Raw genomic sequence first — 26,909 nt, forward strand, 5'->3', positions numbered from 1 at the left:
TCTCAGTCGGCCAGCACTTCGAGGAGCCGTTCGGCGTCCTCGGGCTTGAGCATCCCGGCGCCGAGCGCACGGTCGGCGGTGAGCCGGGCCAGCGCCACGTACGCGCGCAGGCCGGCGGGCGAGACGCGGGCGAGCTCTTCCACGTGGCCGGCCACCGTGCCGGCGTCACCGCGGGCGACCGGGCCGGTCAGGCCGTCGATGCCGAGGCGCAGGGCGTTGTCGAGCGCGGCGCCGAGGAGCGGTCCGAGCATGCGGCCGGGCTCGGCCACCCCTGCCGAACGCAGCAGGTCCATGGTCTCGACGACCAGCGTGACCAGGTGGTTCGCGCCTCCGGCCAGCGCGGCGTGGTACAGCGGGCGGTGCTCCTCGGTGATCCAGGACGGTTCGCCGCCCATCTCCAGCACCAGCGCCTCGGCCACCGGCCGGAGCGGGTCGGGGGCGGTCACGCCGAACGAGATGCCCGTGAGCCGGTTGAGGTCGTCCGGACGTCCGGTGAACGTCATGACCGGGTGCAGCGCGAGCGGCAGAGCCCCGGCGCGAGTCACCGGATCCAGCACGGCGGTCCCGTACCGGCCGCTCGTGTGCACCACCAGCTTGCCGCCGACCGGGACGCCGGTGGCGGCGAGCCCGACGGCCAGCTCCGGCAGGGCGTCGTCAGGAACGGTCAGCAGGACCAGGTCGGCGGCCGCCACCACCTCTTGCGGGGTGACCAGTTCGGCGCCGGGGAGCCGTTCCTCGGCTCTGCGGCGTGAGCCCTCGGACACCGCGGTGGCGGCGACGACCCGATGCCCGGCCAGGGCGAGCGCCTGGGCCAGCGCGGTGCCCACGCGGCCCGCGCCGACGACGCCCACGGACAGGCGCGCGGGGCGGTCCTCGGGGGTGGGCGCGCCGACCGAGCCGTTTCCGGGCGTGCCGGAGGAAGGCGTGACTCCAGAGTCCATGTCCTCGTTCCAGTCCTCAAGGTAGGTACCGGACGTGCGCGACCAGCGTACCCGCGAGGTCCAGGACGGCACATCGTGACGCTCGCCATCTCGGTTCGGTGACCATGTGACTACTGAATGTAATACCAACCATCGGCCCCACAGTGAGAGTGGCGGGCGGAACCTTGCCGATGATCAGCAGCGAAGGGTAACTCTGGGTGCGACGGCCGTCATGCACAGTGAAGCCAGGGCGCTCCGCCCTTCCACGAGATGGAGCCCAGCGTGATCAAGACAGTCCTCACGACCGGTGTGGTCACCGCCACCATCGCCGGAGCCACCTTCCTGGCCGCTCCCGCCTACGCCGATCCGGGCGACGGCCCCGGCAACACCACCTACGTCGTGCAGTTCGGCGAGTACATCGCCAACTGTGGCGGCGTCCCGTACTCGACCCAGGGCGTCACCCACTGCGACAGCAGCGTCGAGAACGGCGGCCCCGGCGGGCCGGGCGGCGGCCCTGAGGGCGGCCCGCAGGGCGGTCCAGGCGGCGGCCCCTGGGGCGGGGTGGGCTTCGGCAAAGGCTGGCCCGGCGGCTGGTAGCCGGTAACGGAGGCTCAGCTCTCCAAGGGACATCGCTCCGCCCCACCCACGCGGTGGGGCGGAGCCGTGTCCGGCCCCGCCCCACCGTTGTCGTGACTGCCCCACCGTTGTCGTGACTGCCCCACCGTTGTCGTGGCTGCCCTGCCGTGTCCGTGGGTCAGTCGTGGGCTAGCGACTCCACGATCGAGGCCTTGGCCGCGCGGCGGGCGGGGAGGACGGCGGCGGCCATCCCGGCCAGGCCCGCGAGGACCACGAACCCGATCACCTGCAGCCAAGGCAGGGCGAAGACGGAGCTCTCGGCCATCGCGGTCGTGGCGGCCCATCCGAACGCGATGCCCAAAACCACGCCGGTGAACGCTCCGATCACCGCCATGACGAGGGCCTCGACCGAGAGCATCCGGCGCAGCTGGCGTTTGGTGATGCCGAGGGCGCGCAGCAGCGCCGACTCCCGCGTCCGTTCCACCACCGACAGGGTCAGCGTGTTGGCGATGCCGAACAGCGCGATGATGATCGCCAGCCCGAGCAGCCCACCGAAGATCATCAGGATCATGTCGATGGCCTTGGTGAACTGCTCGCGCAGTTCGGCCGACGAGGTCACCTTGACGGTCGGGTACGGCTGGGCGGCCTTCTCCACGGCGGTCCGCGCGCCCTCGCCGGCGGCCCCCTCCCTGGCGTTGACAAAGATCATTCGCGGGTCCCGCACGGCGAAGTGGCGGTCGAACTCCCCTTCGGTCACCAGGAAGGGCGGTACGGGGGCGTCGGTGCCGAACGTGCCGATGACCTTCAGCGGGACGTCCCCCCGACGGGTCTTGATCTGCACCGTCTGACCGAGCCGCAGGCCGTGGTCCGCCGCGGTCCCGTCGTCCACGGCGACCGTGCCCGGCCGCAGGTCCGCCAGCGACCCGGTGGCGAACTCCGGCTTGACCACCGTGCCGAGCGACGAGGGCGTGACGGTGCCGACGTGCTCCTCGGTGCCTCCGACCATCGTCTCCTGCGTTCGCACCTCGGTGACGGTGGCGACCTGCGGCACCTTGCGCAGGGCCTCGGCGAGGGCCCGCGGCACCGGCTCATCGTCCCTGTCGCCCCCGCTGAACTGCGTCATCAGCTGGTAGTCGACGGGGAACTGCTTCGCCAGCCTGGCGTCGGAGGTGGCCTTGCCGCTGGCGGCGACCACCGCGAACAGGCTCATCAGGCCGACGCCGATGGTCAGCGCGATGGTCGTGGTGGCGGTACGGCGTGGCGAGCGGCGCGCGTTCTCCACCGCGAGCCGGCCGGGCACGCCGCCGAGCCGCGCCGGGATCGCCCCGGCCAGCCGGCCGAGCGGGCGGACGAGCGCGGGCATCAACGTGATCACCGCGAGGAAGACCAGGCCGCCCGACAGCGCGACCGTGAACATCGCGATCTCGCCCTTGTCCATCACCAGCGCGCCGTACACCCCGAGGCCCAGCCCGCCGAGTCCGAAGAGCGCGGCGGCGACCGTCCGGAGCCAGCCCAGCCGGAACCGCCCGCTGCCCGGCTCCAGGTCGGTGCGCAGCGCGGCGATGGGCGCGACGCGGGTGGCGGCGCGGGCGGGCAGCAGCGCGGAGAGCACGGTGACGACGACGCCGATCACCAGGCCCACCAGGATCGTCCGCGGCGCCAGCGTGACCGCGGCCGTCGGGATGTCCGCGCCGAGCGCGTTGAACAGGGCCAGCGCCCCGCCGCCGAGGCCGAGCCCGGCGACCAGGCCGGTGACCGAGCCGACGAGCCCGACGACCGCGGACTCGGTCAGCACGCTCCCGAAGATCTGCCGCCGGGTGGCGCCGACACAGCGCAGCAGCGCCATCTCGCGCATCCGCTGGGCGATGAGGATCGAGAACGTGTTGTAGATGACCAGCGCGGACACCACCAGCGAGACCAGCCCGAAGATCAGCAGACCGTTCCGGATGATCTTCATGTCGGCGCCGGCGCTCGTCGCCAGGCGCTCGCCGAGCTTCGCGCCGGTCAGCACGTCGGCCGAGCCGCCGACGGCCCTGGCGACGGCCTCGACGCTCCCGCCCGCGACGTCGATCTCCTCGAAGGTCGTCCTGCCCGTCATCCGCACCGCGGTGGCGGTGTCGAAGCCCACCGCGCCCTGGTACGCCGCGTCCGGGTCGATGCCGAAGTCGGCGATCCCGACCAGCGTGAACCGGTGCGGGGTGCGCCGCTCGTCCAGCACGGTGATCGACTGGCCGACCGTGAAGCCCTCACGGTCGGCGGTCTTGGTGTCGACGACCGCCTCGTTCGGCGCGGCGGGTGCCCGGCCCTCGTCGAGCTCGTGCCGCTGCAGCCGCCCGCCCGGCACCGAGAGCCCGATGGTCGGCATGTCGCCGACCACCTTGCCGTCCTTGCCGACGAGCGGCGCGTCGCCGCGCACCGCGCCCTGTGCCTCGGTCACGCCGGGCAGCGCCCGGATCCTGTCCAGCAGAGCGGCCGGGAGCCCCTCGTCCTTCGCCGACGGCTTGGGCAGTACGGCGACGTCGACCTTGTCGGCCGACCGGGCGAACTTCTTGTCGACGCCCTTCTCCATCGAGTCGGTCAGGACGAACGTGCCGCCGATGAAGCCGACGCCGAGGGTGATGGCCAGCCCGGTGAGGAGCAGCCGCAGCTTGTGGGCGCGCAGGCCCGCGAGTGTGGTCTTCAGCATCGCGCTCAGCCTTCGAGGCTCTTGAGCCGGTCGAGCACGGCGTCCGGCGTCGGCTGGAAGATCTCGCTGACGATCAGGCCGTCGCGCAGGAAGACCACGCGGTCGGCGTACGAGGCGGCGACCGGGTCGTGGGTGACCATGACGATCGTCTGGCCCATCTCGCGCACGGACGAGCGCAGGAAGCTCAGCACCTCGGCGCCCGACCGGGAGTCCAGATTGCCGGTGGGCTCGTCCGCGAAGATCACCTCGGGCCGCGCGACCAGCGCGCGGGCGCACGCGACCCGCTGCTGCTGGCCGCCCGACAGCTCGTTCGGACGGTGGCCGAGCCGGTCGCGCAGGCCGACGACCTCCACGACCTGGTCGAACCACGGCCGGTGCAGCTTGCGCCCCGACAGCTCCAGCGGCAGCAGGATGTTCTGCTCGGCGGTCAGCGTGGGCAGCAGGTTGAACGCCTGGAAGACGAATCCGACGCGGTCACGGCGCAGCAGCGTGAGCTGCTTGTCGTTGAGCCCGGTGATCTCGGAGTCGCCCAGCATGACCTGGCCGCCGCTGACCGTGTCGAGCCCGGCCAGGCAGTGCATGAGCGTGGACTTGCCGGATCCCGACGGTCCCATGATCGCGGTGAAGGCGCCCTTGGCGAACCCCACGCTGACCCCGCGCAGCGCGTGCACGGCGGCGTCACCCGTCCCGTACACCTTGCTCACCTCGCGGGCCACGACGGCGGGTGTGGCGGTGGCTGGCCCTCCCGCGGGCGGACTGGTGTACGTGCTGGTCACGGCGTCTCCTTCGTGGATCTCATCGTCGTGATCCACGCTAGGGAGCGGCGCCTGCCCCGCCATCGACCGTGCGGCCACGCTTTGGGTCAGCACTTCGGCTGGCCCGCGGGGCCTCCTACGACCTGAGACGTACGGTCCCGTCCGACCCGTGATCTACACGTTAGGGACGGTTGTCGCCTTGGCCGCTTTTCACCATGCCCGACTCGTACGCGAAGACGACCGCCTGGACGCGGTCCCGCAGGCCCAGCTTCATCAGGATGCGGCCCATGTGGGTCTTGACCGTCGCCTCGGACACGTACAGCCGGTCGGCGATCTCCGCGTTCGACAGCCCGCGGGCGACGAGGTGCAGCACCTCCGACTCCCGGTCGGTCAGCGTGTCCAGGGCGCCGCTCGCCTGCTGCTCCTTGTCGGGCAGGTGCAGCGCGAACCTGTCGAGCAGCCGTTTCGTCGTGCTGGGCGCCACCACGGCGTCGCCGGAGTGCACGGCGCGGATCGCCTCGATCAGCTGCGCGGGACCGGCGTCCTTGAGCAGGAAGCCGCCCGCTCCCGCCTTGATCGCCGCGAACGCGTACTCGTCGAGGTCGAACGTGGTCAAGATGATGACCTTCGGCCCGTCCTGGGCGCCGTCGGCCGTGATCCGCCGCGTCGCCTCGATCCCGTCCATCCGGGGCATCCGGACGTCCATGAGCACGACGTCCGCGCGGGTCGTCCGCAGCAGTTCCAGGGCCGTGGCCCCGTCCCCCGCCTCACCGACGACGTCCACGTCCGGCTGGGCGTCCAGCACCATCTTGAAGCCCGCCCGTACCAGTTCCTGGTCATCGACCAGCAGCACGCGGATCAAGCCGTGCCTCCCGTCCGGTCCCATGCCGTCTCCGTCCGTCCCCATCACGCTCGTACCTCCTCGCGGGCGGGAATCCGCGCGACCACCTCGAAGCCCCCGCCCGGACGCGGGCCCGCCTCGACGGTGCCTCCGTAGACCGCGGCGCGTTCCCGCATGCCCGCCAGACCGTGTCCCCGGCCGTCGTCCGCGGCGGCGGCGCCGCGGCCGTCGTCGCTGATGCGGACCTCGACCGCCTCGTCACCGTAGTGCAGCCGGACGCGTGCCGTGGCTTTCGGACCGGCGTGCTTGAGCGTGTTGGTCAGCCCCTCCTGAACGATCCGGAAGATCGTCAGCTGCCGGCCGTCCGACATCTCCCGCGGCTCGCCCGTCACCTCGTAGTCGAGCGGCAGGCCCGACGCGCGGACCTGCTCCACCAGCTCGTCGAGCTGCCCGACGCCCGGCTGCGGCGCGTACGGGCCGGTGTCGTCGCCCTCGCGCAGCACGCCCAGCAGCCGCCGCATCTCGGCCAGCGCCTGGCGCCCGGTGGCGGAGATCGTCTCCAGGGCCTCCTTGGCGCGGGCCGTGTCGGTCTCGATGGCGTACGAGGCACCGTCTGCCTGGACGACGATGACGCTGACGTTGTGGGCGACCACGTCGTGCAGTTCGCGGGCGATCCGGGCGCGTTCGGCTGCCATGGCCATCTGGACCTCGGTGTCGCGCTCCCGCTCCAGCCGTTCGGCGCGTTCCTCGACCGAACGCGTGTAGGCGCGGCGCGTGCTGATGTAGGTGCCGAGGATCCAGACGCTCCACACAAGGATGGAGAGCATGATGAAACTCTGCTTCTTTTCACCGGCCCCGGGCGGATAGCGCAGCGCCGCCATCAAGGCCCCCAGCTCGCCCACGGTCGCCGCGGCGAAACCCCAGACGCGCGGCTGATCGGCGGCGAGCGTGTAGATGCCGATGAGCACGGCGAAGTTGCCGGCGACGGGAGTGATGCCCTCCAGCCACTGGGCGAACGACACCAGCGCCACGACGGTGAAGACCGCACGCGGGTACGTCCGCCGCCAGATCAGCGGAAGGCAGAGCGCCAGGCTCAGGACGGTGTACGTGGGCACGCCGAGCTTGTCCGTCGGGTCCCAGGCGGCCAAGATCGACACCAGGAGCAGGGGCGACATGAACGCCGCGTCCACCAGCGGCTTCTTGCTGCGCCACCACTCCCACAGTCTGCCGAGCATGAGTTCAGCGTACGTTTGCCGAGTTCAGTGCCGTATCAGCCGGAGGTCGGACGCGCCTACGACTCCGGGATGCCATCGAGACGGGCCGTCACGCGAGGACGGGCGGTCACGCGGGGGCAGGCGCGGTAACGTCGCAGCCGTGGCTGCTTGGGTGACGTGGCGCACGGCGATGGAGCGCGCGCTGTACGGAACGGACGGGTTCTACCGGCGTGAGCGGCCCGGCGAACATTTCCGCACCTCGGTGCACGCCTCACCCCGCTTCGCGGCGGCCCTCGTCCGCCTGCTGGCCGAGGTGGACACCGCGCTCGGGCACCCGCCCCGGCTCGACGTGGTCGACATGGGCGCCGGGCGCGCCGAGCTGCTGATCAACATCCTCGCGGCGGCCGAGCCCGGGCTGGCCGAACGGCTCGTGCCCACCGCCGTGGAGATCGCGCCGCGCCCGTCCGACGTACCGGACCGGATCAGCTGGCGGAACGAGCCGCCGCACGACCTCACCGGCCTCGTGATCGCCAACGAGTGGCTGGACAACGTCGCGCTCGACGTGGTGGAGCAGACCCCGGCGGGCCCGCGCCTGGTGCTGGTCGCCCCCGCCACCGGAGCCGAACGGACCGGCCCCGAGCCCTCCCCCGAGGACCTGGACTGGCTGGCCCGCTGGTGGCCGCTGCAGGAGCCCGGTGATCGCGCCGAGCTGGGGCATCCGCGCTGCCTGGCCTGGTCATCGGTGATCGAACGGCTGGCCGGGGGGCTGGCGGTCTCCGTGGACTACTCCCACACCCGCGCGCACCGTCCGCCCTACGGCACGCTCACCGGGTACCGCGACGGCTCCACCGTGCCCGCCGTACCGGACGGCTCCTGCGACGTCACCGCCCACGTGGCCCTGGACGCCTGCGCCGCCTCCGGTGAACGGGCCGGAGTCACCGGCACGCTGCTCACGACGCAGCGTGACGCCCTCCGCGCGCTCGGCCTGTCGGGCACCCGCCCGCCGATCGACCTCGCCCACAGCGATCCCCGCGGCTATGTCAGGGCCCTCTGCGCCGCCGGCGACGACGCCGAGCTCACCGATCCAGGCGGCCTCGGCGGCTTCGGCTGGCTAGCCCAGTCCGTGGGGATCTCCGTTCCGGCGATCCTGTCGCCCGTCCCCAGCCCTGTCTGACCCGCTCGTGGTCAGGGCTCGACGTGGAGGGACCGCAGGCCGCGCAGGACGAAACCGGGCTTCCACTCGGGTTCGCTGACGAGCTTCAGATCCGGCGCGAGCCGCAGCAGCGCCCCGTACGACTCGGTCAGCTCGATGCGGGCCAGCGGCGCGCCGAGGCAGTAGTGGATGCCGAGTCCGAACGTGATGTGCGGATTGGGATCACGGCCCGCGTCGAACCGGTCGGGGTCGGCGAAGACGGCGGGGTCGCGGTTGGCCGAGGCGAACTGGAGGGCGACCTCGCTGCCGCGCGGGATCTCCACGCCGCCGACCTCGATGTCCTCCAGGACCCAGCGCTCGAACATCGGCGCGGACGTGTCGTACCGCATCAGCTCCTCGACCGCGCTCGGGATCAGCGACCGGTCGGCGCGGATCCGGGCCAGCTCACCGGGGTTGCGGAACAGCGACCACCAGCCGTTGCCGGTCGTGTTGACGGTCGCCTCGTGGCCCGCGTTCAGCAGCAGCACGCAGGTGCCGACGAGCTCGTCCTCGGTCAGCCGGTCGCCCTCGTCCACGACCTGCGCCAGCGCGCTGATCAGGTCGTCCCGCGGCTCCGACCGGCGGGCGCGCGCCAGCTCCCGCAGGTAGCCGGAGAACTCGACGGACGCGCGGACGGCGGTCCGCTGGGCCTCCTCGGACGGGTTGAGCTCGAACATCCCGCAGATATCGGCGGACCAGGGCCGCAGCAGGTGCCGGTCGGCGACGGGCACGCCCAGCATCTCGGCGATCACGTTCACGGGCAGCGGCTCGGCGACCTCGGCCAGCAGATCACCGCCGCCCCTGGCGACGAACGCCCCGGCCAGTTCCTCGGCGAGGCCGCGCACCATCGGCCGCAGGCCCTCGACCATGCGGGCGGTGAACGCCTTGGACACCAGGCGCCGCAGACGGGTGTGCGTGGGCGGCTCGACGTCCAGCATCCCGGCGCGGATCAGATCCCAGAACGGCTTCAGGAACTCCGCCTCCGGCTCCCGGCCGAACTCCTCGTGGCTTCCCACGTGCAGGTACGTCCGCCCCAGCCGCCGATCCCGCAGCAGCGCGCTCACGTCCTCGTACCGGGTGATCACCCACTGGCCGGTGGGCTCGTGGAAGAAGACCGGCCGCTCGGCCCGGAGCCGCGCGAACGCCGGATACGGGTCGGCCACGAAGGCGGGCGACCACGGGTCATAGGCCACATCGCTCATGACCGGACCCTACGCCCGCCGAGGTGCCGCTCCGCATGCCGGGCGGTCTCAGCGGGCGGCCTCCGGCCGAGGTCGCGCGGATGTGCTCAGCAGGCGGCTCAGCGGCAGAGGGGCGGGCTCAGCGGGCGGCCCAGCGGCCGGGATCGCCGCCCGCGCGGCGGGCCGCCTGGGCGCGGTGGGCCGTGGACTCGACGATCGCGCGGGCCTCGCCCAGGTCCCGGTCGGCTGCGGCCACGTGCACGGGGCCGGGTGGCGCGTCCACATGGACCGTGGCCAGGCCCAGCACGCGTTGCAGGAGGTTGGTGGTGAGGCGCACGCTCTGTGCCCGCGCGTGGGCGATCACATCGGTACGGCGGCAGGGCCAGCCATGGCGGGACACGAACACCACGTCGTCGGTGCCCGCGCCGTCGGCCTTGTCCAGCGAGACGCCCTTGGAGGACGACGGGACGAGGGCCACGGCGTCCACGTTGGTGCCGGGGAAGACCTGGGACACCAGGTGGAGGGCGATATGGCGGGGGGCCACGGGGAGGAGCACGGACGACAGCGCCTGCCGTTCACCCGCGTAACCGGCGACCGTGACCTCCAGCCGGGCCCATCCGGCCGCGCGCCAGAGCGACGGCTCCACGATGCTGACGGCCTGCACGCGGCCCGGCGGTACCGTCTGCATGCGGGTCTCCAGCAGCCCGTAGCGGAGCCGCACACCGTCCGGTGACGTCGCCACGGTGAAGTTCGCGTACATCACCAGGGGCGCCAGGACGGCGCGGATCAGCCCCAGCTGCGCCGGGATGGCGACCGCGAGCATGCCGAACTCGGCGTACACCACCAGGAAGACCAGCGAGAAGACGAAGAGCACCGCCGTCCCGATCACCGGCAGCCGGAACAGCAGCGAGCCGAGGAGCGTGCCGAGGCCCACCCGCCAGAGCGGGCGCTCGGGCGCCTCGGGCGTGTGGCTCGGCAGCCCGGCGGCCAACGCGAGCAGCTCGGCGCGCAGCTGGTGCGCCCCGCCCTTGCCGAGGTAGCGGAGCACGATCTCGCTCTTCTCGCCGCCCGCCAGCTCCACCCGTACCTCGGCGAGCGAGAACACCCGCGTCACCAGCGGCCGGACCAGGTCGATGGCCTGGATGCGCGACAGCGGCACCTGGCGCTTGCGCTTGCGCAACATCCCGGTCTCCACGACCAGGTCGTCCCCGGTGATCCAGAAACGCGTGCCCAGCCAGCCCCAGAGCCCGGCGGCGACGGCGATCGCGGCCATCGGCACCGACACGACCAGGAACCGGCCGAGCACCTCGGGAGTGAGCGCCAGCGTGGCGCCGCGCTCGGTCCTGGTCAGCAGCAGCGGGAAGCCCAGCAGCACGAAGTAGATGATCAGGATGATGAACGCGCGCAGCGGGGCGGTCGCCCAGTGCAGGCGGTGGACGCCCTCCGAGAAGCGCACCGGCGGCCTCTGCTGCGGACCGTACATCCCAGGAGGAACGTGGCCCGGCGGGCCGTACGGCGGCCCTACGGGGCCGGGTGCCCGGGGTAGTCCATAGGGAGGTCCCGGACGCGGAAGCGGCCCCTGAGGCCCTGGAGGGCCGTACGGACCGTACGGGCCAGGCGCGCGGGGCGGCCCAGGCGCTCCGGGCGCGCCGGGCGGCCCGGGTGGACCAGGGGCGCCTGGCCCGGGCGGGCCGTGCGGTGGACGGGGGCCGTATCCGTTCGGGGGCGGCGGGCCGTAGGGGCCGCTCAAAGTCCCATGCTCCGTTCTTCGCCCTTCTGGGCGAGGCGATCGCGCAGCATGGCCGCCTCGGTGGCGGGCAGCCCGGGGATCACGGCGTCGGTCGCGGCCGCGGCGGTGTGCATCCGGACGGTCGCGACGCCCATCCACTGCTCCAGCAGGCCCGCCGTCACGTCCACGAACTGCATCCGCCCGTACGGAACGACGATGAGCCGCTTGACGAACACCCCGTGCGACAGGATCAGATCATCCGCGCGCTCCGCGTACCCCCACGAGCGGTAGGCCAGCTCGGCCACGATCCAGGCGAGCACGACCGACAGCAGCACGGCGACGCCCCAGAGGAGCGCGCCCAGCGCGCCGCCGCTGCGCGACACCAGGAAGCCGCCGGCGAGCCCGATCGGCACGGCCCACAGCAGCGCGCTGATCCGCCGTTGCCAGGTGAAACGCTTCGAGATGTGCACCCATGCCAGGCCGCCGCCGGGCGTGAACGCCTGGTCGGCCGGGTAGTGCGGCGCCTGGGCCGCGCCCGTCGCCGGCTGTCCGGCAGGCTGTGTCCCGGGCGCACCGCGGTACGGGGGTGCGCTCTGGCCGCCGCCGCCCGGGGCCGAAAAGGGCGGTTGCTCATCATGGGTCGGATTCATCACCGCATAGTCAACCCGAAACCGGCTGAGTACCGCGAGCCCTTGTCCATGGCACGATGTCAGGCGTGACAGCCGAAGAGGCGGAGGCGGTGACGCGGGCCCATGACCACTGAGCGGATCGTCGGCATCGGGGCCGGGGCCAAGGAACTCGCCACCGAGGACATGACCCTCAACATCGGGCCACAGCACCCGTCCACGCACGGCGTGCTGCGGCTGCGGCTGGCCCTGGACGGCGAACGCATCTCGTCGGCCGAGCCGATCATCGGCTACATGCACCGGGGCGCGGAGAAACTCTTCGAGGTGCGCGACTTCCGCCAGATCATCGTGCTGGCCAACCGGCATGACTGGCTGTCGGCGTTCTCCAATGAGCTCGGCGTGGTGCTGGCGGTCGAACGCATGCTGGGCATGGAGGTGCCCGAGCGCGCGACCTGGGCCCGCACCCTGCTCGCCGAGCTCAACCGGGTGCTCAACCACCTGATGTTCCTCGGCTCGTATCCGCTCGAGGTGGGCGCGATCACCCCGATCTTCTACGCGTTCCGGGAACGCGAGCACCTCCAGCGGGTGATGGAGGAGATCTCCGGCGGCCGCATGCACTACATGTTCAACCGGGTGGGCGGCCTCAAGGAGGAGCTGCCCGCCGGCTGGACGCACCGCGCCCGGGAGGCGGTGGCCGACGTCCGCTCGCGCATGAGCGACATCGCCGACCTGATCATGGGGAACGAGATCTTCCGCGCCCGCACGCGCGGCGTGGGCGTCCTGACCGAGGAACAGATCCTGCAGTACGGGGTCTCGGGCCCGATCGCCCGCGCCTCCGGAGTGGACTTCGACCTGCGCCGGGACGAGCCGTACCTGGCCTACGGCGACCTCGACGTCCGGGTGGTCACCCGCGCCGAGGGTGACTGCCTGGCCCGTTTCGAGTGCCTGCTCGACCAGGTGTACGCGTCGCTCGACCTGGCCGACGCCTGCCTGGACCGCCTGGTCGACCTTCCCCCCGGCCCGATCAACCAGCGGCTGCCGAAGGTCCTCAAGGTCCCCGAGGGCCACACCTACGCCTGGACCGAGAACCCCCTCGGCATCAACGGCTACTACCTGGTCTCGCGCGGTGAGAAGACCCCCTGGCGCATGAAGCTGCGCTCCGCCTCGTTCAACAACATCCAGGTCCTGTCCGAGCTGCTGCCCGGCACGCTCGTCGCCGACATGATCGCCATCCTCGGCTCGATGTTCTTCGTCGTCGGCGACATCGACAAATAACCCTCAGCCTCGGGCGCCGTCGTCCCCGCCCGCCACGAGCTCGTCGACATCGAGACCGGCGTTCCGCGCGAGCACCGACACGAGCGGCAGCGTCCTGTTCGTGACCTCGGCGATCAGTTCCAGGTGCTCGTCATGCTCCGGCATCGAACGCCTTCACGACACGTTTGGGGGCGGTGAGCCGCCACGCTTCGGTGATCAGGTCACGCAACTCGCCCAGGTCGACGCGGGTGACGTCGACGCCGACCCAGCCGTGGCGCCCGACGTAGTCGGGGAACGAGAACGTCTCCGGGTCGGCGGCGAGCAGCGCCGCCTGCTCCTCCTTGGTGGCCTTCACGCTGGCACTGGTGCCGTCCTCGGAGAGCCCGGCGAACATCTTGTCGCGCACACGGAACGTGGGGTGGCCCCAGGTCTCCTTCTCCACCGCTTCCGGCAGGGCAAGCGCGATCTTGCGGAAGTCGTCTCCGGACGGCATGGCGGCGGCCTCCTCTCAGGCGCGGGAGGCGCCGCGGTCCTGGTCTTCGGCGTCGGGGTCCTTGGGCACGCGGCAGGCGTACTCCAGGAAGAACGCGGCGCCGACCAGCACCAGGGCGGACAGGAAGGTGCCGCCGCTCACGAAGAAGTCGTGCCGCGGCGTCGGCTTGTCGAGGGAGTCGGTCAGGCTCAGCGCGAACCCGGCGAAGACGCCCGCCAGCACGGCCGCGGCCAGCGCCGTCGCCTTGCCGAGCGCGGCCATGCGGGCCACGACGAGCGGCTCGACCGGCTTGGTGCCCGGTCTGCGGCGGATCCGGCGCAGCGTGTTGACGCCGGTGACCGCCTCGCCGAGCGCCACCAGGAGCAGCGTCGGCACGGCGGTCCACGGCAGCGGCGGCAGGGACATGTAGGCGGTGCGCAGCACCGCCCAGGTGATCAACGTGAGGATGACCACCAGTCCGATGAGGAACGGGACGCGCGTGGGTTTCATGCAGGCGGCTGCAGGGTCAGATCGTCACGACGGCGGACACCGCTCTCGGCCTGGCGGGCCTCGGCCAGGTCACCGACCCGCCCGTGCCCGGGCAGGAGGACGTCCGGCTCGATGTCCGCCCACGGCACCAAAACGAACGCCCGCTCGTGCGCGCGCGGGTGCGGCAGGGTGAGGTCGGGGTCGTCCATGGTGACGTTGCCGAAAACGACGATGTCGATGTCGAGCGTACGGGGGCCCCAGCGGACCTCACGTACGCGCTGCATCGAGTTCTCGATGTTGAGGACGCGTTCGAGGAGGTTCTCCGGTGGCAGCCGGGTGTCGGCGACCAGCACGATGTTGAGGAAGTCGCCCTGCTCGGGGATCGAGACCCCGGGCGGCGCGTACGGGGCGGTCTCGTACACCGGCGAGAGCGCCACGAACGTCAGGCCCGGCGCGTCGAACAACGCGTCCACGGCCTCCTGGATGTTGTTCAGACGGTCACCGAGGTTGCTGCCGAGGGAGAACACGACACGGTGCTGGACCAGCAGGTGGCCGCCGGTCGCGGTGCGTTCGGGGGTGTGGATGGGGTCGGACGCGGTCATGGGCGACTCCTCCTGATCTTCACGGCCACGTCCGTGAAGGGGTAGGGCACGGGGGCGCTCGGCTTGTGGACGGTGATCTCGACCTCCGCCACCGGGGGCTCTTCGAGGCAGACCCCGGCCAGGCGGTCGGCCAGCGTCTCGATGAGGTTCACGGGTTCCCCTTCGACGACGGCGACCAGTCGGCCGGCGAGTGATCCGTAGTCGACGGTACGGGATAGGTCGTCCCCGGCGGCGGCGGGGCGGGTGTCGAGGCCCAGCCCGACGTCCACCACGAACTCCTGACCCAGCTCACGCTCGGCCGGCAGGCAGCCATGCCGTCCGCGGGCCCTGAGCCCGCGCAGTTCGATCCGGTCGAGACTCATTCTTCCTCTGCGGTGTTCAGGATGGGCGATCCGTGGTGGAGCAGCAGACGCCAGGCCCCGTCCGACCGGACGAAGACATTGGTCGCCACGACCTCGCCGCCGGCGAGGAAACCGGCCTCGGTGTCCTCGTCGGCGGTGAGGATGTTCTCCGAACAGGTCACCACGGCCTGGTCCCCGTGGATATCTGCCTCCACGTTGGTCAGGACAAACTGGATATAACTCGTGTTCGCCATGATCAACGCCCAGGACCGGAGCACCTCTTCCCGGCCGCGCAACATCGGCCAGCCGGGGTGCACGCAGGTCACGGAGGGCGCGTACGAGCCGTCCGCCCACAGCGCCGCCATCCGGTCCAGATCTCCGGCCTCGAACGCCGCGTAGAACTCCGCGTTGGCCTCCTCAAGGGCGGCCGCCAGGTCGGCTGGGCTCACTGCTCGGGGCTCCCGGTGTCGTCGGCGGATACGGCGCGTACGGCCGCCGCGACGCGCACGGCGTCGGCGTTGGGCCGCACCCGATGGACGCGGACGCACCACGCGCCCGCGGCGGCGACCAGCGATGTGATCGCCACGGTGGCGTCATCGCAGTCGGTGAACGAACGCGGCGTCCCGTCCTCGGCGGCGAGCAGCCGCCCCAGGAACCGCTTGCGCGAGGCCCCCACCAGCACGGGATAGCCCGTCTCCAGCAGCGCGTCCAACCGGGCTATCAGCTGCCAGTTGTGCCCCGCGTCGGGTCTCTTGGCGAATCCGAGTCCCGGATCGAGCACGATCATCGAGGGATCGACGCCGGCGTGCAGGATCGCGTCCACCCGTCCGAGCAGCTCGTCCCGCACCTCGCGCACGACGTCGTCATAGACGGCGCGCGTCTGCATGTCGTGGCTGTGACCGCGCCAGTGCATCACCACGTACGGCACGCCCGTCGCGGCGACGACCCGCGCCATGCCGGGGTCGGCGAGACCCCCGCTGACGTCGTTGACCAGCCGGGCCCCCGCCGCCACCGCGGCCTCGGCCACCTCGGCCCGCATGGTGTCGACGCTGACCGGCACGCCCTCGGCGCTCAGCGCCTCGATGACGGGCACGACCCGGCGCAGCTCCTCCTCCTCGGAGACCCGCTGCGCCCCCGGCCGGGTGGACTCACCGCCCACGTCCACGACGTCGGCGCCCTCGGCCACCAGGTCGATCCCGCGCCGGATCGCCTTGTCCGCGTCGAACCAGGCCCCACCGTCGGAGAACGAGTCCGGAGTCACGTTGACCACGCCCATGACAAGACACCGCCTCGGCGAGGGGAGCCCAGGAACACCGGCTGTGGTCATGCAAACAACCCTATGCCTAGATCGGCGTGCCTGTGCTCATGGGCTTTAGCAGCCTCAGGCCCTCGCCTGGCGGCTCGGACCCGAACCGCGAAAGCGGCGATCGCTGCATCGCTTCGCGATCTTCGCGTGAAGCTTCGCCTGCGGCTCGCTCCAGCTCAGTTAACGCGATCGCGTGCGACTTGAGGTCGTTGGGCTCGATGAGTTGCGGTACGCGATCTCCGTGGTGGCCACCGCCGGTACGGGGAAGGCCATTTCCGTGTGGCCGCAGCACACGGGCCTGCCGGTGTGATCTGTCGCGCAGCCGCCGGAAGGCTATCCCCCCATGATGAGGCCCATGGCTTCTGCGCGGGTTTCGGCGTGTTCGCGGAAGTCGCCGCGGACGGCGGAGGTGACGGTCTTGGCGCCCGGCTTGCGGACGCCGCGCATGGTCATGCAGAGGTGCTCGGCCTCGATCACGACGATGACGCCGCGGGGCTCAAGGATGCGCATGACGGCGTCGGCCACCTGGCTGGTCAGGCGTTCCTGGACCTGTGGACGGCGGGCGTAGACGTCGACCAGGCGGGCCAGCTTGGAGAGGCCGGTGATCTGGCCGCTCTTGTTGGGCGTGTAGCCGACGTGCGCGACACCGTGGAAGGGGACGAGGTGGTGTTCGCAGACCGAGTAGACCTCGATGTCCTTGACCAGGACCATCTCGTCGTGGTCGGCCTCGAAGACCTTGTTGAGGACGTCCTCGGGTTGCTGGCGCAGGCCCGCGAACTGCTCGGCGTAGGCGCGGGCGACGCGGGCCGGGGTGTCGCGCAGGCCGTCGCGGTCGGGGTCCTCGCCGATGGCGTGGAGGATCTCGCGGACGGCCTTTTCGATCCGGGCATGGTCGAAGCCCGGGGGAAGATCCCCCGGGGCTTCGTCCTCGTCGTACGGAAGAGCCAACGCGGTCAGCTCTCAGGCGCCGGATCGACGGCCGGCTCCGGGTCGCCCGCGGCCTGGCCGTTGCCCTTGGTCAGGTCGGCGACGTCCTGCGGGCCCGTCAGGGCGAGCTCCTTGGGCGACAGCACCGGCGGGCGGTCCGACGGCAGGCGCTTGCCATAGCCCGTGTAGGACTTCTGGAGCGGACGCTTCTGGATCGGCGCGAAGATCTGGAGCACCTGGTCCTTGGAGAGGGTCTCCTTCTCCATCAGGTTGACCACGAGGTCGTCCAGGACGTCCCGGTACTCGACCAGGATCTCCCAGGCGGTGTCGTGGGCGCCCTCGATGTAGCGGCGGACCTCGTCGTCGATCGCGGAGGCGATGTCCTCGGAGTAGTCGCGCTCGTGGCCGACGTCGCGGCCGAGGAAGACCTCGCCGGCGCCGGTGCCGAACTTGCGGGCACCGAGGCGCTCGCTCATGCCGTACTCGGTGACCATGTTGCGGGCGATCGAGGTCGCCTTCTCGATGTCGTTGGCCGCGCCCGTGGTGGGCTCGTGGAACACGAGCTCCTCGGCGGTACGGCCGCCCAGCAGCATGGCGAGCTGGTCGGTCATCTCCGAGCGCGTGGTGAGGAACTTGTCCTCCATCGGCAGGGTCATGGTGTAGCCCAGGGCCCGGCCGCGCGGCAGGATCGTCACCTTGTGCACGGGGTCGGCGTTCGGCAGCGCGTGCGCCACCAGAGCGTGCCCGCCCTCGTGATAGGCGATGATCTTCTTTTCCTTCTCGGACATGACGCGGGTCTTGCGCTCGGGCCCGGCCATCACGCGGTCGATGGATTCCTCAAGGGTCTCCATGTCGATCAGCTTGCGATCGAAGCGGGCCGTGAGCAGGGCCCCCTCGTTGATGACGTTGGCCAGGTCGGCGCCGGTGAAGCCCGGCGTCCGGCGCGCGATCACGTCGAGGTCGACGTCCGGCGCGAACGGCTTGCCGCGGCCGTGCACGCGGAGGATGCCCTTACGGCCCTCCAGGTCGGGACGGTCGACCGTGACCTGCCGGTCGAACCGGCCCGGACGCAGCAGCGCCGGGTCGAGGATGTCGGGCCGGTTGGTCGCCGCGATCAGGATCACGCCGCCCTTGACGTCGAAGCCGTCCATCTCGACCAGCAGCTGGTTGAGGGTCTGCTCTCGCTCGTCGTGGCCACCGCCGAGCCCGGCACCGCGGTGCCGGCCGACGGCGTCGATCTCGTCGATGAAGATGATCGAGGGAGCGTTGGCCTTGGCCTGCTCGAACAGGTCGCGGACCCGGGACGCGCCGACACCGACGAACATCTCGACGAAGTCCGAACCGGAGATCGAGTAGAACGGCACGCCGGCTTCGCCCGCGACGGCACGCGCCAGCAGCGTCTTACCGGTACCGGGCGGGCCGTACAGCAGCACACCCTTGGGAATCTTGGCGCCGATGGACTGGAACTTGGCCGGGTTCTGGAGGAAGTCCTTGATCTCCTCCAGCTCCTCCAATGCCTCGTCCGCGCCCGCGACGTCGGCGAACGTCGTCTTCGGCGTGTCCTTGGTGATCAGTTTCGCCTTGGACTTGCCGAAGTTCATCACCCGAGAGCCGCCGCCCTGCATCTGGTTCATGATGAACAAGAAGATCAGCACGATGACCACGATGGGCAGCAGGCTGAACAGCAGGTTGAGGAAGAAGCTCTGCTTGGGAACCTCGACGTTGTAGCCGCCCGTCAGGCTGCCGCCCTGCGCCTGCTGCTGCAGCATGCGCTGGAGTTCGATGCCCTGGCCGTCGACCCAGGAGGCCTGTTGCTGCTTGCCGTCCTTGAGGGTGACCTCGATTCGCTGGTCCTTGTCGATGATCTTGGCGGACTTCACCTGTCCGCTCTGGATCTCCGAGACCACCTTGGAAGTGTCGGTCTTCTCATATGAACGGCCGGGGTTGATCCCCCACATCACGAGGGCGATCAAGAGGCCGAACAGCAGGATCCACAGCAGCGGCCCGCGAAAGTAGCGCTTCACGTCCATTTATCCGGTCACCCCTTCCGGGGCCCGTCCCTCCTGACCAACGTCTGTGAACCGGCTCCGTGCACGTCAGGCCCGTCGAATCGGGGCCCATCGCCCGCCGGGGCGGCCTTCGTCAAGCAGTGTCCCCGGCCGAGGCCCGGGATACCGAAGGTACACCGGCAGCACAGGGGACGCAGCCAGCGCGATCCCCTGATCCGTTCGGTATACCCTTCAACGCCCCTTGCAACGATCCGCGCGGGCGCCTTGTTCCCGGTCAGGCTCGCCGCCGTTCCCGGTCAGGCCTTGTCACCCTTCCCGGTCAGGCCTTGTCTCCGCCGTACACGTGCGGCGCCAAGGTCCCCACGAAGGGCAGGTTCCGGTATTTCTCGGCGTAGTCAAGCCCGTAACCGACCACGAACTCGTTCGGGATGTCGAAACCAAGATACTTGCAGCCGATCTCTGTCTTGACCGCTTCCGGCTTGCGCAGCAGCGCGCAGATCTCCAGCGACGCCGGCCCGCGCGAACGCAGGTTGCTGACCAGCCAGGACAGCGTCAGCCCCGAGTCGATGATGTCCTCGACGATGAGCACGTGCCGGTTCAGGATGTCGGTGTCGAGGTCCTTGAGGATCCGCACCACGCCGGACGACTTGGTGCCCGAGCCGTACGAGGACACCGCCATCCAGTCCATGGAGGCGGGCGAGTGCAGTGCCCGCGCCAGGTCGGCCATGATCATCACTGCGCCCTTGAGCACGCCCACCAGCAGCAGATCCTTGCCGGCGTAGTCGCCGTCGATCTGCCCCGCCAGCTCGCGGACCTTGGCCTGCAACTGGTCTTCGGGAATGAGCACCTTCGCCAGGTCGGCGCCCAGATCCTTCTCGTCCACAACCCCACCCTCTTGGAGACGACTGCGCTGCGTGGCAGCGCGCACACGGCACGGCCCCGTTCGCGCGCGGCCCCTACTGCCGGCCGCGGCGCGGCGGGGAGCCCGCCCCGAACAGCAGCTTCCCATACCGCCGGAACGCTCGTACGCCCGCCGGAAGGTCGACGTGCTGCTGCCCGTGCCAGGCCGTGACCAGCCGATCCACTGCATCAACGTGGACGGCCGCGAGCGTACCCGGTGGGCTTCCCGCGTCGATCGCCGCCATCCGGAGTACCCGGGTCCGCACCGCCCGGGGCAGCTCCGCGAGCCCTTCCACTGGCAGCCCCTCCTCGCCGGTGTCCGTTCCCTGGAGGTCTCGGTAGGCGCGCGTGGCGAGGGCTTCCAGCGCGTCGGCGTCGTCGCGGAGCTGGCGTGCCGTACGCGCCAGGGCATCGCTCACGCCGGGGCCGAGGGTTTTTTCCAGTACGGGCAGCGCCTCATTACGTACGCGGACGCGCAGGTAGGCCGGATCGTCGTTGTGAGGGTCGTCCCAAGGTTCGAGGCCCAGGGCCTCGCAGGCGCGGTGCGTGGTGACGCGTCCGGTCTCCAGCAGGGGCCGCACGTAGCGAACCCCTGACGGCCGTTGGAACGCGGCGGGCATGCCTGCCAGGGACCGGGCACCAGAGCCGCGCGCCAGGCCGAGGAGGACGGTCTCCGCCTGGTCGTCGCGGGTGTGCCCGAGGAGAACGGCGGCGGCGTCCAGCCGGGCCGCCGCCCTGTCGAGGGCCTCGTACCTCGCCTCGCGCGCGGCGTTCTCCGGGCCGCCCTCCCGGCCGACCGTCACGGCGACCGATCCGGCGGGGTCGAGCCCGAGGCCGGCCATGGTCCGTACGAGACGTTCCGCGCGTTCGTCCGACCCGTCCTGCAGGCCATGGTCGATCGTCACGCCACCCGCGCGGCGGCCGCCCCGCGGGGCCTCGAAGGCGAGCGCCGCCGCCAGCGCCAGCGAGTCGGCGCCACCGCTGCAGGCCACCAGGACCAGCGCGCCCGGCGGGACGGCGTCGAGCGCCTGCCGGACCGCCACCCGTACCGACGCCACGGCCGGATCGGGCCCCATGAGCTCCCCTCTCGTCAACCTGCGGCAACAACGCCGCGGGTCAACGAAACCACGCGCCACCGACAATCGCGCGAGACGGCGGGCTGACGGGCGGGGCGGGTCAGGCTTCGTTGGCCTCCGGCGGGGCGTCGAGCTCGCGGGGACCGACGACGCGGTTCATCCAGTCGGCCGGTTCCTTGATCTCGGCGTGCGTCGGCAGCGTCTCCGGCGACTGCCAGATCTTGTTGAAGCCGTCCATGCCGGCCTCGGCGACGACGCGGCGCACGAAGCGCGAACCCTCCGCGTACTGCTTCATCTTCAGGTCGATCCCGAGTACGCGGCGGATCGTCTTGTCCATCCGCGAACCACCGTCACGCCGTCCCTGGAAGCGGGCACGGATCTGCTGCACCGACGGCACGACCTCGGGCCCGACCGCGTCCATCACGTAGTCGCCGTGGCCCTCGACGAGGGTCATGACGGCCGTGAGCCGGTCCAGGATCTCGCGCTGCTCGGGCGACTGGATCGCGTCGATCAGGCTGGAGTCGCCGCCCCGGACGGCGTCGGCGACCGCCTCGGCCGCGTCCCGGAGCCGGTCCAGCATCGCGCCGGGATCGAGGTCGGACGCGAGCAGGAACTTGGTCATCTGGTCTTGCACGTACTCGCGCAGCCACGGGACGCCCGTGAACTGCGTGCGGTGCGTCTCCTCGTGAAGGCACACCCACAGCCGGAAGTCGCGCGGGTCGACGCCCAGCTCCTGCTCGACCTGGACGATGTTGGGCGCGACGAGAGTGAGCCGTCCGGTCGGCGCGCGGCCGGACGGGTCAGGCGGCAGGAACAGCTCGTACTGGCCGAGGACGCGGCTCGCCATGTACGCGAGGATGGCGCCGACCTGCATCCCGGTCACCCGGGAGCCGACGGCCTGGACCATCACGCCGCCCGCTCCACCGCTGAGCAGACCGGTGCCGCGCCGCTCCTGCATCTGCTCCATGAGCGGTTCGAGCACCACCTTGAAGCCGTCGACGTTGGCCCGGATCCAGCCCGGCCGGTCCACGATCGTGGCCGGCGCGGAGTCCCGCTCTGCCTGGATGCCCGTGAAGTCGAGAACGTGCCCCTGCGCGAGCCGGGACAGCTCGCGGAGCTCGTCGACGACCTGACGGGCCTCTTCGTGGCTGACCTGCGGCCCCGGCCGGACAAGCCGGGTCCCGGTCTGTACGGCCACGTTCCAGTCGATCATTGAGGCGCTCATATACCCCACCGTACGTTTCGACACGGCGCCCGGGCGCCCCTGCACATCCGTTCAACGAACAACCGTTTTGGTTATCTCCCGCCGGGCCCCGTCCACACGCGATCGCGGCCGCTCGCAAGGCCGACGCCCGCTAGAACCGGCGCCCGCGACCGGCGCCCGCGAGACCGGCGCCCGCGAAGTCGCCCGCGAGGCCGGTCGGCGCTCGCTAGGGCGCGGATCAGCAGCCGCAAGCGGCGACGGCGCTCGCGAGCCGGTCGAGCTTGCCGGGGTCGACGGACCCCTTCCCGTCACCGGCCATGAAGGCGAACGCCAGCAGGCGCCCGTCGGCGTCGTGGGCGATCCCGGCGAGGGTGCTGACTCCGGCGAGGGTTCCGGTCTTGGCCCGGACCATCCCGGCTCCGGCCTGACTGCCGGACACCCTGTAGCGGGGCGGGCCGAGCGTGCCGGAGAAGCCCGCGACCGGCATGCCGGTGATCGCCGCCCGCAGCTCAGGGCGTTCGGGGGACGCGGCGAGCGCGGCGATCCGGGCGAGGGCGAGCGGGGTGATCTGGTTGCGCGGCGAGAGACCGCTGCCGTCGTTGGTCAGAACCCCTTCGGCGACGCCGAGCGCGCCGAGCACCTCGCGGACGGCCTCCGCTCCACCGGCGAACGTGACGGGCCGCCCACGCTTGATCGCCACCTGGCGCAGCACGGCTTCGGCCACGTCGTTGTCGCTGTGCGTCATCAGATATTCGACGAAGGTCGCGAGGGTGGGTGACTGCACGACTCCGAGACGCTGAGCCCCAGCGGGCGCCTGCGTCTGCCGTCCCGCTGTGGCCTTCACCCCGTGACGGCCCAGCAGCGAGGCGAACGTGGTGGCGGCGGCACGCGGCGGGTCGGCGACGCGGGTGTTCCTCTCCAGGTCGCCCGGAGCGACACGCCCCTTGTCCACCGTCAACGCCGAGACGGGAGCGACCTCGCCGTCCGGCAGATAGTTGGGCTTCCAACCGGCGGCCGTACGCGGCCCCTGGTAGGCCGAGATGTCGTAATCCACACGTACGCGCCGTACACCGGCCGCTTTGAGCGCGGTCGCGGTCTGCCGGGCCAGATCGGTGAACGAGGCGAACGCCGGGTTACCCGTACTCGAAGCCGACGTGGAGGTACGCGTCGTCACGGTAGGATCCCCGCCGCCGACCAGGACCACGTTGCCCCCGGCGTCGCCGCCCCTGACCGCCTGGGTGGTGATCCGGTGCGCGGGGCCCAGGGCGGCCAGCGCGGCCACCGACGTCACGAGCTTGGTGGTGGAGGCCGGGGTGGCGGGACGATCGGCACGCTGCTGGAACAGCGGACGGCGGGTCGTCGCGTCGATCACCACTACGTTGATCTTCTCGTCGGGGCCGCCGATCAGGGCGTTCAGACGGGCGGCCAGAACGCCGGTCGCGGGGAGGCGGGCGGCGTCGCCGGCGGCCGGCAACCCCGCCGCGACCGGCACGATCCCACGGTCGGCCACGGTCGGCGGCCGTGGCGACAGGTGCCGATCCGGTGTGAGTTTCGCCACTGCGACGCCCGCGCCGACAGTGAAAACGTTAAGGAGGGACAGTGTGATCATGACGAGTGCGAGGGCCCTTTCGCGCACGTAACAGCCCCTCTCCCACTCAGCACTCATCAACGTGCGACATCCTTATATATGGGAACACCCACCCTGTGAGGGCCGCCTTCGCCCGCACAGGCTCCCGAAAGCCTAAACACTGCGACCACGCGGGGAGCGGAGGACATCTTGGAATTCGACGTCGTCATTGAGATCCCGAGGGGCAGCCGGAACAAGTACGAGGTGGACCACGAGAGCGGCCGGATCCGGCTGGACCGCATGCTCTTCACGTCCACGCAGTACCCGGCCGACTACGGCTTCGTCGAGAACACGCTCGGCGAGGACGGTGACCCGCTCGACGCGCTCGTCATCCTCCAGGAGCCGACGTTCCCCGGGTGCCTCATCAAGTGCCGCGCCGTCGGCATGTTCCGCATGACCGACGAGGCCGGCGGTGACGACAAGGTCCTCTGCGTGCCCGCGACCGACCCGCGCAGCGAGCACCTGCGGGACATCCACCACGTCCCGGAGTTCGACCGGCTGGAGATCCAGCACTTCTTCGAGGTCTACAAGGACCTCGAGCCCGGCAAGTCCGTCGAGGGCGCCAACTGGGTCGGGCGTGTCGAGGCCGAGGCCGAGATCGAGCGCTCCATCAAGCGCGAGGCGGAGAACGTCGCGCAGCGCGGCGGGCACTGACCCGCCGCACCGGACGGTGCCGGTCTGCTCCCCGCGCCGCCGTCCGGGACATGACATCGGAACGCTTCCGTACGAGCCGCTCGTACGGAAGCGTTCCGCTCTCCGGGGCCGGGAGCGGGGGCCCTGGACCGTCGCGGGGCCGGGACCATCGCGGGGCCGGGACCATCGCGGGGCCGGGACCATCGCGGGGCCGGGACCATCGCGGGGCCGGCAGCGGGGCCGGGAGCGGAAGCCTGCCTCAGCCGGCCGGACGCGTCGCGCCGATGAGCCCGTCGCGGTGGATGCTGGAGATGCGCACGCGGGCGCCGGTGTAGGGCGCCTCGATCATGCGCCCCCGGTCGAGGTAGATGCCGACGTGATGGATCGTGTCGGGATCGTCGGTGTCGTTGGCGAAGAACACCAGGTCTCCGGCTCGCAGGTTGCTGAGCGGTACGTGCGGGCCCGAGGTCCATTGCGTGCCCGTCCAGTGGTCGAGCCGAACGCCTGCCTTGCTCCACGCGTAGAGGGCGAGCCCGGAGCAGTCGAAACCGAAGATTCCCGATCCGTGGGCTATGCCGTAGCTAGGGCCACTGGAGTTGCCGCCACCCCACGAGTACGGCGTGCCGAGCCATTTGAGGGCCGCCCGTACGACCAGTGAGCCCCGGCCTGATCCCCGTGCCAGCGCGACGGCCGAACGCCCGGAACCGTGATGGGCCAGCCGGGCACGCCGTGCCTCGGCTCTGGCCAGTGCGGCCGCGCGAGCCCTCTTCAGGCGTGCTGTGCGTTGTTCGGCGGCACCGAGACGCTGCTCCAGACGCCGCTTTTCGGTGGCGATGCGCCCGACGGCCGACCGTTGCCGCGCCACCGCGGCCTCCGCCGCCCTGCGCGCCTCCTCCGCCCGCCGCGTCGCCGCGTTCTGCTCGCCGAGCTTGACCTGCGCCTGCTCGCGGAACACGTCGGCGACGTTTCTGGCCGCCTCGACCTTCTGGACGAAGTCGGTACGTTTGCGCGCCAGCATCTCCATCATTCCGGCACGGTCCATGAAGCCCTGCGGGCCGCCGCTTCCCACCACCGCCGCGGACCAGGGGTTGGAGCCGGTGTCGGTGCGGTAGGCCTCGGCGGCGAACGCCGCCATCTCCTCCTGGGCCACCGCCAGACGCCGCTCTGCCTCCGCGAGGCGGAGCTGGGTGTCGGCATAGGCCTGCGCGGCCTGCCGCAACTTGACGACCTCGCCGTTGTAACGCTCGACAGCCGTGGCCGCCGCCACACTAAGCCGCTCAAGCCCGGCGTTGGCCTGGGCGAGCATCGCCTTGGTGCGGCCGACTTCCTCGGCTCGTTCATTGACCTCACGCCGGCTCTCGCGAATCTCCCGCGCGCTCGGCGCGGGCTCGGCGTGGGCCGTCACGGCCAGCCCGCCGACCGACAACGCGATCCCGGTCGACACGGCCATCAGACGTAGCTGTCTTGTGCTCGGTGACGGAAACACGGTCCCCCCTGCCGTGGATCACTATTCGGAAGTGATCTGTGACAGAGAGTAGTTCACACAGGTCACAACATGAACTCCCGTCACAGAGATCGCAGGAGTTACTACCCTTGTTGATCTTTCTGTACACCGAGCAGCCGGGCGATCCAGGGCCGTACCACCGTGCGCGGCGGCAACGGCACGCGCGGATAGCTGAAGATCGGCACCGCGGCCCCGTAGGCTGCCCGCAACTCGGCCGCCTTGCACCAGTCCGCGGGAGTACGTGTCGCGGCCCAGGCGGCCGCCATCGCGGGCCGGTAGCCGGGCCGCCGTTCCCACAACCTCAGCAACGCCACGGTCGCGCGCGCCGCCGAATAGCCGTCATCCGGATAAGCGCCGCCCGCCAGATACGCGGCGGTGGCCTGCCCTCCGTGGGGAGTCCCCAGCGCCCACGTCCAGTTGGCCACGACCAGTTCGCGCACCTCGATCGGCAACCGATCCGCCGCCGCGTACATCCGTTCCCGCCGTCCTCCGCACAACCGCCGCGAGTCCAGCAACCACCCAAGGTCGCCCTCCCAAACGACCGCGCCGCCTCCACTCCGTCCCATAAAGCCGGACGGAGGTGGTGTGGTGCGCTCAGGCAGGGCGGGGGCAGGACCGATGGCGGGCGGGGTCACCCCATCCAGGCCGTCTTGGGCGAGCCAGGACAGAAGGGTGAGGCCTCGGGCGGCCTGGAGGCGGCAGAGTTCGAGGATTTCGCGGCGGGTCCGAGCGGCGGATTCGGTCCAGAGAGGCCACTCGACCAGCTGGACCTGAGCGACGAGACGGATCAGCTCGGGCGGGACCGGGCGCGGGCTCACGCGCGACTCCGGTCGTTGCGCCAGCGC

The 26,909-nt window shown here is 71.2% G+C and carries 27 protein-coding genes; 4 read left to right on the plus strand and 23 right to left on the minus strand.

Annotation, left to right across the window (positions count from 1 at the left end; all coding sequences use genetic code 11):
• Nucleotides 1-2: 2 nt before the first annotated feature.
• A complete protein-coding gene (locus ABD333_RS23235; RefSeq protein WP_344544692.1) occupies nt 3-941 on the minus strand; it encodes a Rossmann-like and DUF2520 domain-containing protein in 939 nt (312 codons plus the stop codon).
• Nucleotides 942-1,202: 261 nt separating this feature from the next.
• Between ABD333_RS23235 and ABD333_RS23240 the strand changes: the two genes are divergently transcribed.
• The gene (locus tag ABD333_RS23240; RefSeq protein ID WP_344544063.1) at nt 1,203-1,517 is read left to right on the plus strand and encodes a hypothetical protein; all 315 of its coding nucleotides are present in this window, start codon (nt 1,203-1,205) and stop codon (nt 1,515-1,517) included.
• A 157-nt stretch (nt 1,518-1,674) separates the two neighbouring features.
• Here the strand turns inward: ABD333_RS23240 and ABD333_RS23245 are convergent, their stop codons facing one another.
• The 4 genes from ABD333_RS23245 to ABD333_RS23260 all read right to left on the minus strand — a co-directional run bounded on the left by ABD333_RS23245 (nt 1,675) and on the right by ABD333_RS23260 (nt 7,013).
• Nucleotides 1,675-4,182, minus strand: coding sequence for an ABC transporter permease (locus tag ABD333_RS23245; RefSeq protein ID WP_344544065.1), 2,508 nt, complete (start codon nt 4,180-4,182; stop codon nt 1,675-1,677).
• Nucleotides 4,183-4,187: 5 nt separating this feature from the next.
• Entirely contained in the window at nt 4,188-4,958 is a 771-nt protein-coding gene (locus ABD333_RS23250) for an ABC transporter ATP-binding protein (protein ID WP_344544067.1), read from the minus strand.
• 160 nt (nt 4,959-5,118) lie between these two features.
• Nucleotides 5,119-5,799: a response regulator transcription factor gene (locus ABD333_RS23255; protein ID WP_344544693.1), complete on the minus strand. Its 681-nt coding sequence runs from the start codon at nt 5,797-5,799 to the stop codon at nt 5,119-5,121.
• Nucleotides 5,800-5,843: 44 nt separating this feature from the next.
• A complete protein-coding gene (locus ABD333_RS23260; RefSeq protein ID WP_344544069.1) occupies nt 5,844-7,013 on the minus strand; it encodes a sensor histidine kinase in 1,170 nt (389 codons plus the stop codon).
• A 139-nt stretch (nt 7,014-7,152) separates the two neighbouring features.
• Between ABD333_RS23260 and ABD333_RS23265 the strand changes: the two genes are divergently transcribed.
• Entirely contained in the window at nt 7,153-8,166 is a 1,014-nt protein-coding gene (locus ABD333_RS23265; protein WP_344544071.1) for an SAM-dependent methyltransferase, read from the plus strand.
• A gap of 11 nt (nt 8,167-8,177) precedes the next feature.
• Here the strand turns inward: ABD333_RS23265 and ABD333_RS23270 are convergent, their stop codons facing one another.
• From ABD333_RS23270 to ABD333_RS23280, 3 genes are all read right to left on the minus strand, one after another.
• Complete coding sequence (locus tag ABD333_RS23270; RefSeq protein ID WP_344544073.1) at nt 8,178-9,386, minus strand: cytochrome P450; 1,209 nt, start codon at nt 9,384-9,386, stop codon at nt 8,178-8,180.
• A 118-nt stretch (nt 9,387-9,504) separates the two neighbouring features.
• On the minus strand, nt 9,505-10,821 hold the full coding sequence (locus tag ABD333_RS23275; protein ID WP_344544075.1) for a PH domain-containing protein: 1,317 nt from the start codon (nt 10,819-10,821) through the stop codon (nt 9,505-9,507).
• 290 nt (nt 10,822-11,111) lie between these two features.
• Nucleotides 11,112-11,744, minus strand: coding sequence for a PH domain-containing protein (locus ABD333_RS23280; RefSeq protein ID WP_344544077.1), 633 nt, complete (start codon nt 11,742-11,744; stop codon nt 11,112-11,114).
• 102 nt (nt 11,745-11,846) lie between these two features.
• Here ABD333_RS23280 and ABD333_RS23285 point away from each other — a divergent pair, with 102 nt between their 5' ends.
• A complete protein-coding gene (locus ABD333_RS23285; RefSeq protein ID WP_344544079.1) occupies nt 11,847-12,995 on the plus strand; it encodes an NADH-quinone oxidoreductase subunit D in 1,149 nt (382 codons plus the stop codon).
• A gap of 3 nt (nt 12,996-12,998) precedes the next feature.
• On the opposite strand, the gene ABD333_RS23290 is transcribed toward ABD333_RS23285, so the two are convergent.
• The 13 genes from ABD333_RS23290 to dacB form a co-directional block, all read right to left on the minus strand.
• Entirely contained in the window at nt 12,999-13,139 is a 141-nt protein-coding gene (locus tag ABD333_RS23290; RefSeq protein ID WP_344544080.1) for a hypothetical protein, read from the minus strand.
• On the minus strand, nt 13,126-13,467 hold the full coding sequence (locus tag ABD333_RS23295; protein WP_344544081.1) for an MmcQ/YjbR family DNA-binding protein: 342 nt from the start codon (nt 13,465-13,467) through the stop codon (nt 13,126-13,128). Before ABD333_RS23295 ends, ABD333_RS23290 begins: the two co-directional genes overlap by 14 nt.
• A 15-nt stretch (nt 13,468-13,482) precedes the next feature.
• A complete protein-coding gene (locus ABD333_RS23300; RefSeq protein WP_344544082.1) occupies nt 13,483-13,956 on the minus strand; it encodes a DUF3180 domain-containing protein in 474 nt (157 codons plus the stop codon).
• Entirely contained in the window at nt 13,953-14,537 is a 585-nt protein-coding gene (gene folK / locus ABD333_RS23305; protein ID WP_344544083.1) for a 2-amino-4-hydroxy-6-hydroxymethyldihydropteridine diphosphokinase, read from the minus strand. The genes ABD333_RS23300 and folK overlap by 4 nt, the downstream gene beginning before the upstream one ends.
• A complete protein-coding gene (gene folB / locus ABD333_RS23310) occupies nt 14,534-14,899 on the minus strand; it encodes a dihydroneopterin aldolase (RefSeq protein WP_344544085.1) in 366 nt (121 codons plus the stop codon). The genes folK and folB overlap by 4 nt, the downstream gene beginning before the upstream one ends.
• Nucleotides 14,896-15,327 (minus strand): nuclear transport factor 2 family protein, encoded by a 432-nt coding sequence (locus ABD333_RS23315; RefSeq protein ID WP_344544087.1) that lies wholly within the window; start codon nt 15,325-15,327, stop codon nt 14,896-14,898. The genes folB and ABD333_RS23315 overlap by 4 nt, the downstream gene beginning before the upstream one ends.
• Entirely contained in the window at nt 15,324-16,205 is an 882-nt protein-coding gene (gene folP, locus ABD333_RS23320) for a dihydropteroate synthase (protein WP_458773682.1), read from the minus strand. The genes ABD333_RS23315 and folP overlap by 4 nt, the downstream gene beginning before the upstream one ends.
• 312 nt (nt 16,206-16,517) lie before the next feature.
• Nucleotides 16,518-17,132 carry a GTP cyclohydrolase I FolE gene (folE, locus tag ABD333_RS23325; RefSeq protein ID WP_344544091.1) on the minus strand — a complete coding sequence of 205 codons (615 nt, stop codon included), beginning with the start codon at nt 17,130-17,132 and terminating at the stop codon, nt 16,518-16,520.
• A gap of 5 nt (nt 17,133-17,137) precedes the next feature.
• Nucleotides 17,138-19,141: an ATP-dependent zinc metalloprotease FtsH gene (gene ftsH, locus ABD333_RS23330; protein ID WP_344544094.1), complete on the minus strand. Its 2,004-nt coding sequence runs from the start codon at nt 19,139-19,141 to the stop codon at nt 17,138-17,140.
• 298 nt (nt 19,142-19,439) lie between these two features.
• Entirely contained in the window at nt 19,440-20,003 is a 564-nt protein-coding gene (hpt, locus tag ABD333_RS23335) for a hypoxanthine phosphoribosyltransferase (protein ID WP_344544096.1), read from the minus strand.
• A gap of 73 nt (nt 20,004-20,076) precedes the next feature.
• Nucleotides 20,077-21,096 (minus strand): tRNA lysidine(34) synthetase TilS, encoded by a 1,020-nt coding sequence (tilS, locus tag ABD333_RS23340; RefSeq protein WP_344544098.1) that lies wholly within the window; start codon nt 21,094-21,096, stop codon nt 20,077-20,079.
• Between the two features lie 100 nt (nt 21,097-21,196).
• A complete protein-coding gene (locus ABD333_RS23345) occupies nt 21,197-22,321 on the minus strand; it encodes a zinc-dependent metalloprotease (protein WP_344544100.1) in 1,125 nt (374 codons plus the stop codon).
• A gap of 217 nt (nt 22,322-22,538) precedes the next feature.
• The gene (gene dacB / locus ABD333_RS23350) at nt 22,539-23,810 is read right to left on the minus strand and encodes a D-alanyl-D-alanine carboxypeptidase/D-alanyl-D-alanine endopeptidase (protein WP_344544102.1); all 1,272 of its coding nucleotides are present in this window, start codon (nt 23,808-23,810) and stop codon (nt 22,539-22,541) included.
• Nucleotides 23,811-24,077: 267 nt separating this feature from the next.
• Here dacB and ABD333_RS23355 point away from each other — a divergent pair, with 267 nt between their 5' ends.
• On the plus strand, nt 24,078-24,581 hold the full coding sequence (locus ABD333_RS23355) for an inorganic diphosphatase (RefSeq protein WP_344544104.1): 504 nt from the start codon (nt 24,078-24,080) through the stop codon (nt 24,579-24,581).
• A gap of 238 nt (nt 24,582-24,819) precedes the next feature.
• Here ABD333_RS23355 and ABD333_RS23360 read toward each other — a convergent pair whose 3' ends face one another.
• Nucleotides 24,820-26,010 (minus strand): NlpC/P60 family protein, encoded by a 1,191-nt coding sequence (locus tag ABD333_RS23360; RefSeq protein ID WP_344544106.1) that lies wholly within the window; start codon nt 26,008-26,010, stop codon nt 24,820-24,822.
• A 137-nt stretch (nt 26,011-26,147) separates the two neighbouring features.
• Entirely contained in the window at nt 26,148-26,882 is a 735-nt protein-coding gene (locus ABD333_RS23365) for a hypothetical protein (RefSeq protein WP_344544108.1), read from the minus strand.
• Nucleotides 26,883-26,909 lie beyond the last annotated feature (27 nt).

Source organism: Actinomadura fulvescens (assembly GCF_039533225.1).
GTDB classification, from domain to species: Bacteria; Actinomycetota; Actinomycetes; order Streptosporangiales; family Streptosporangiaceae; genus Spirillospora; species Spirillospora fulvescens.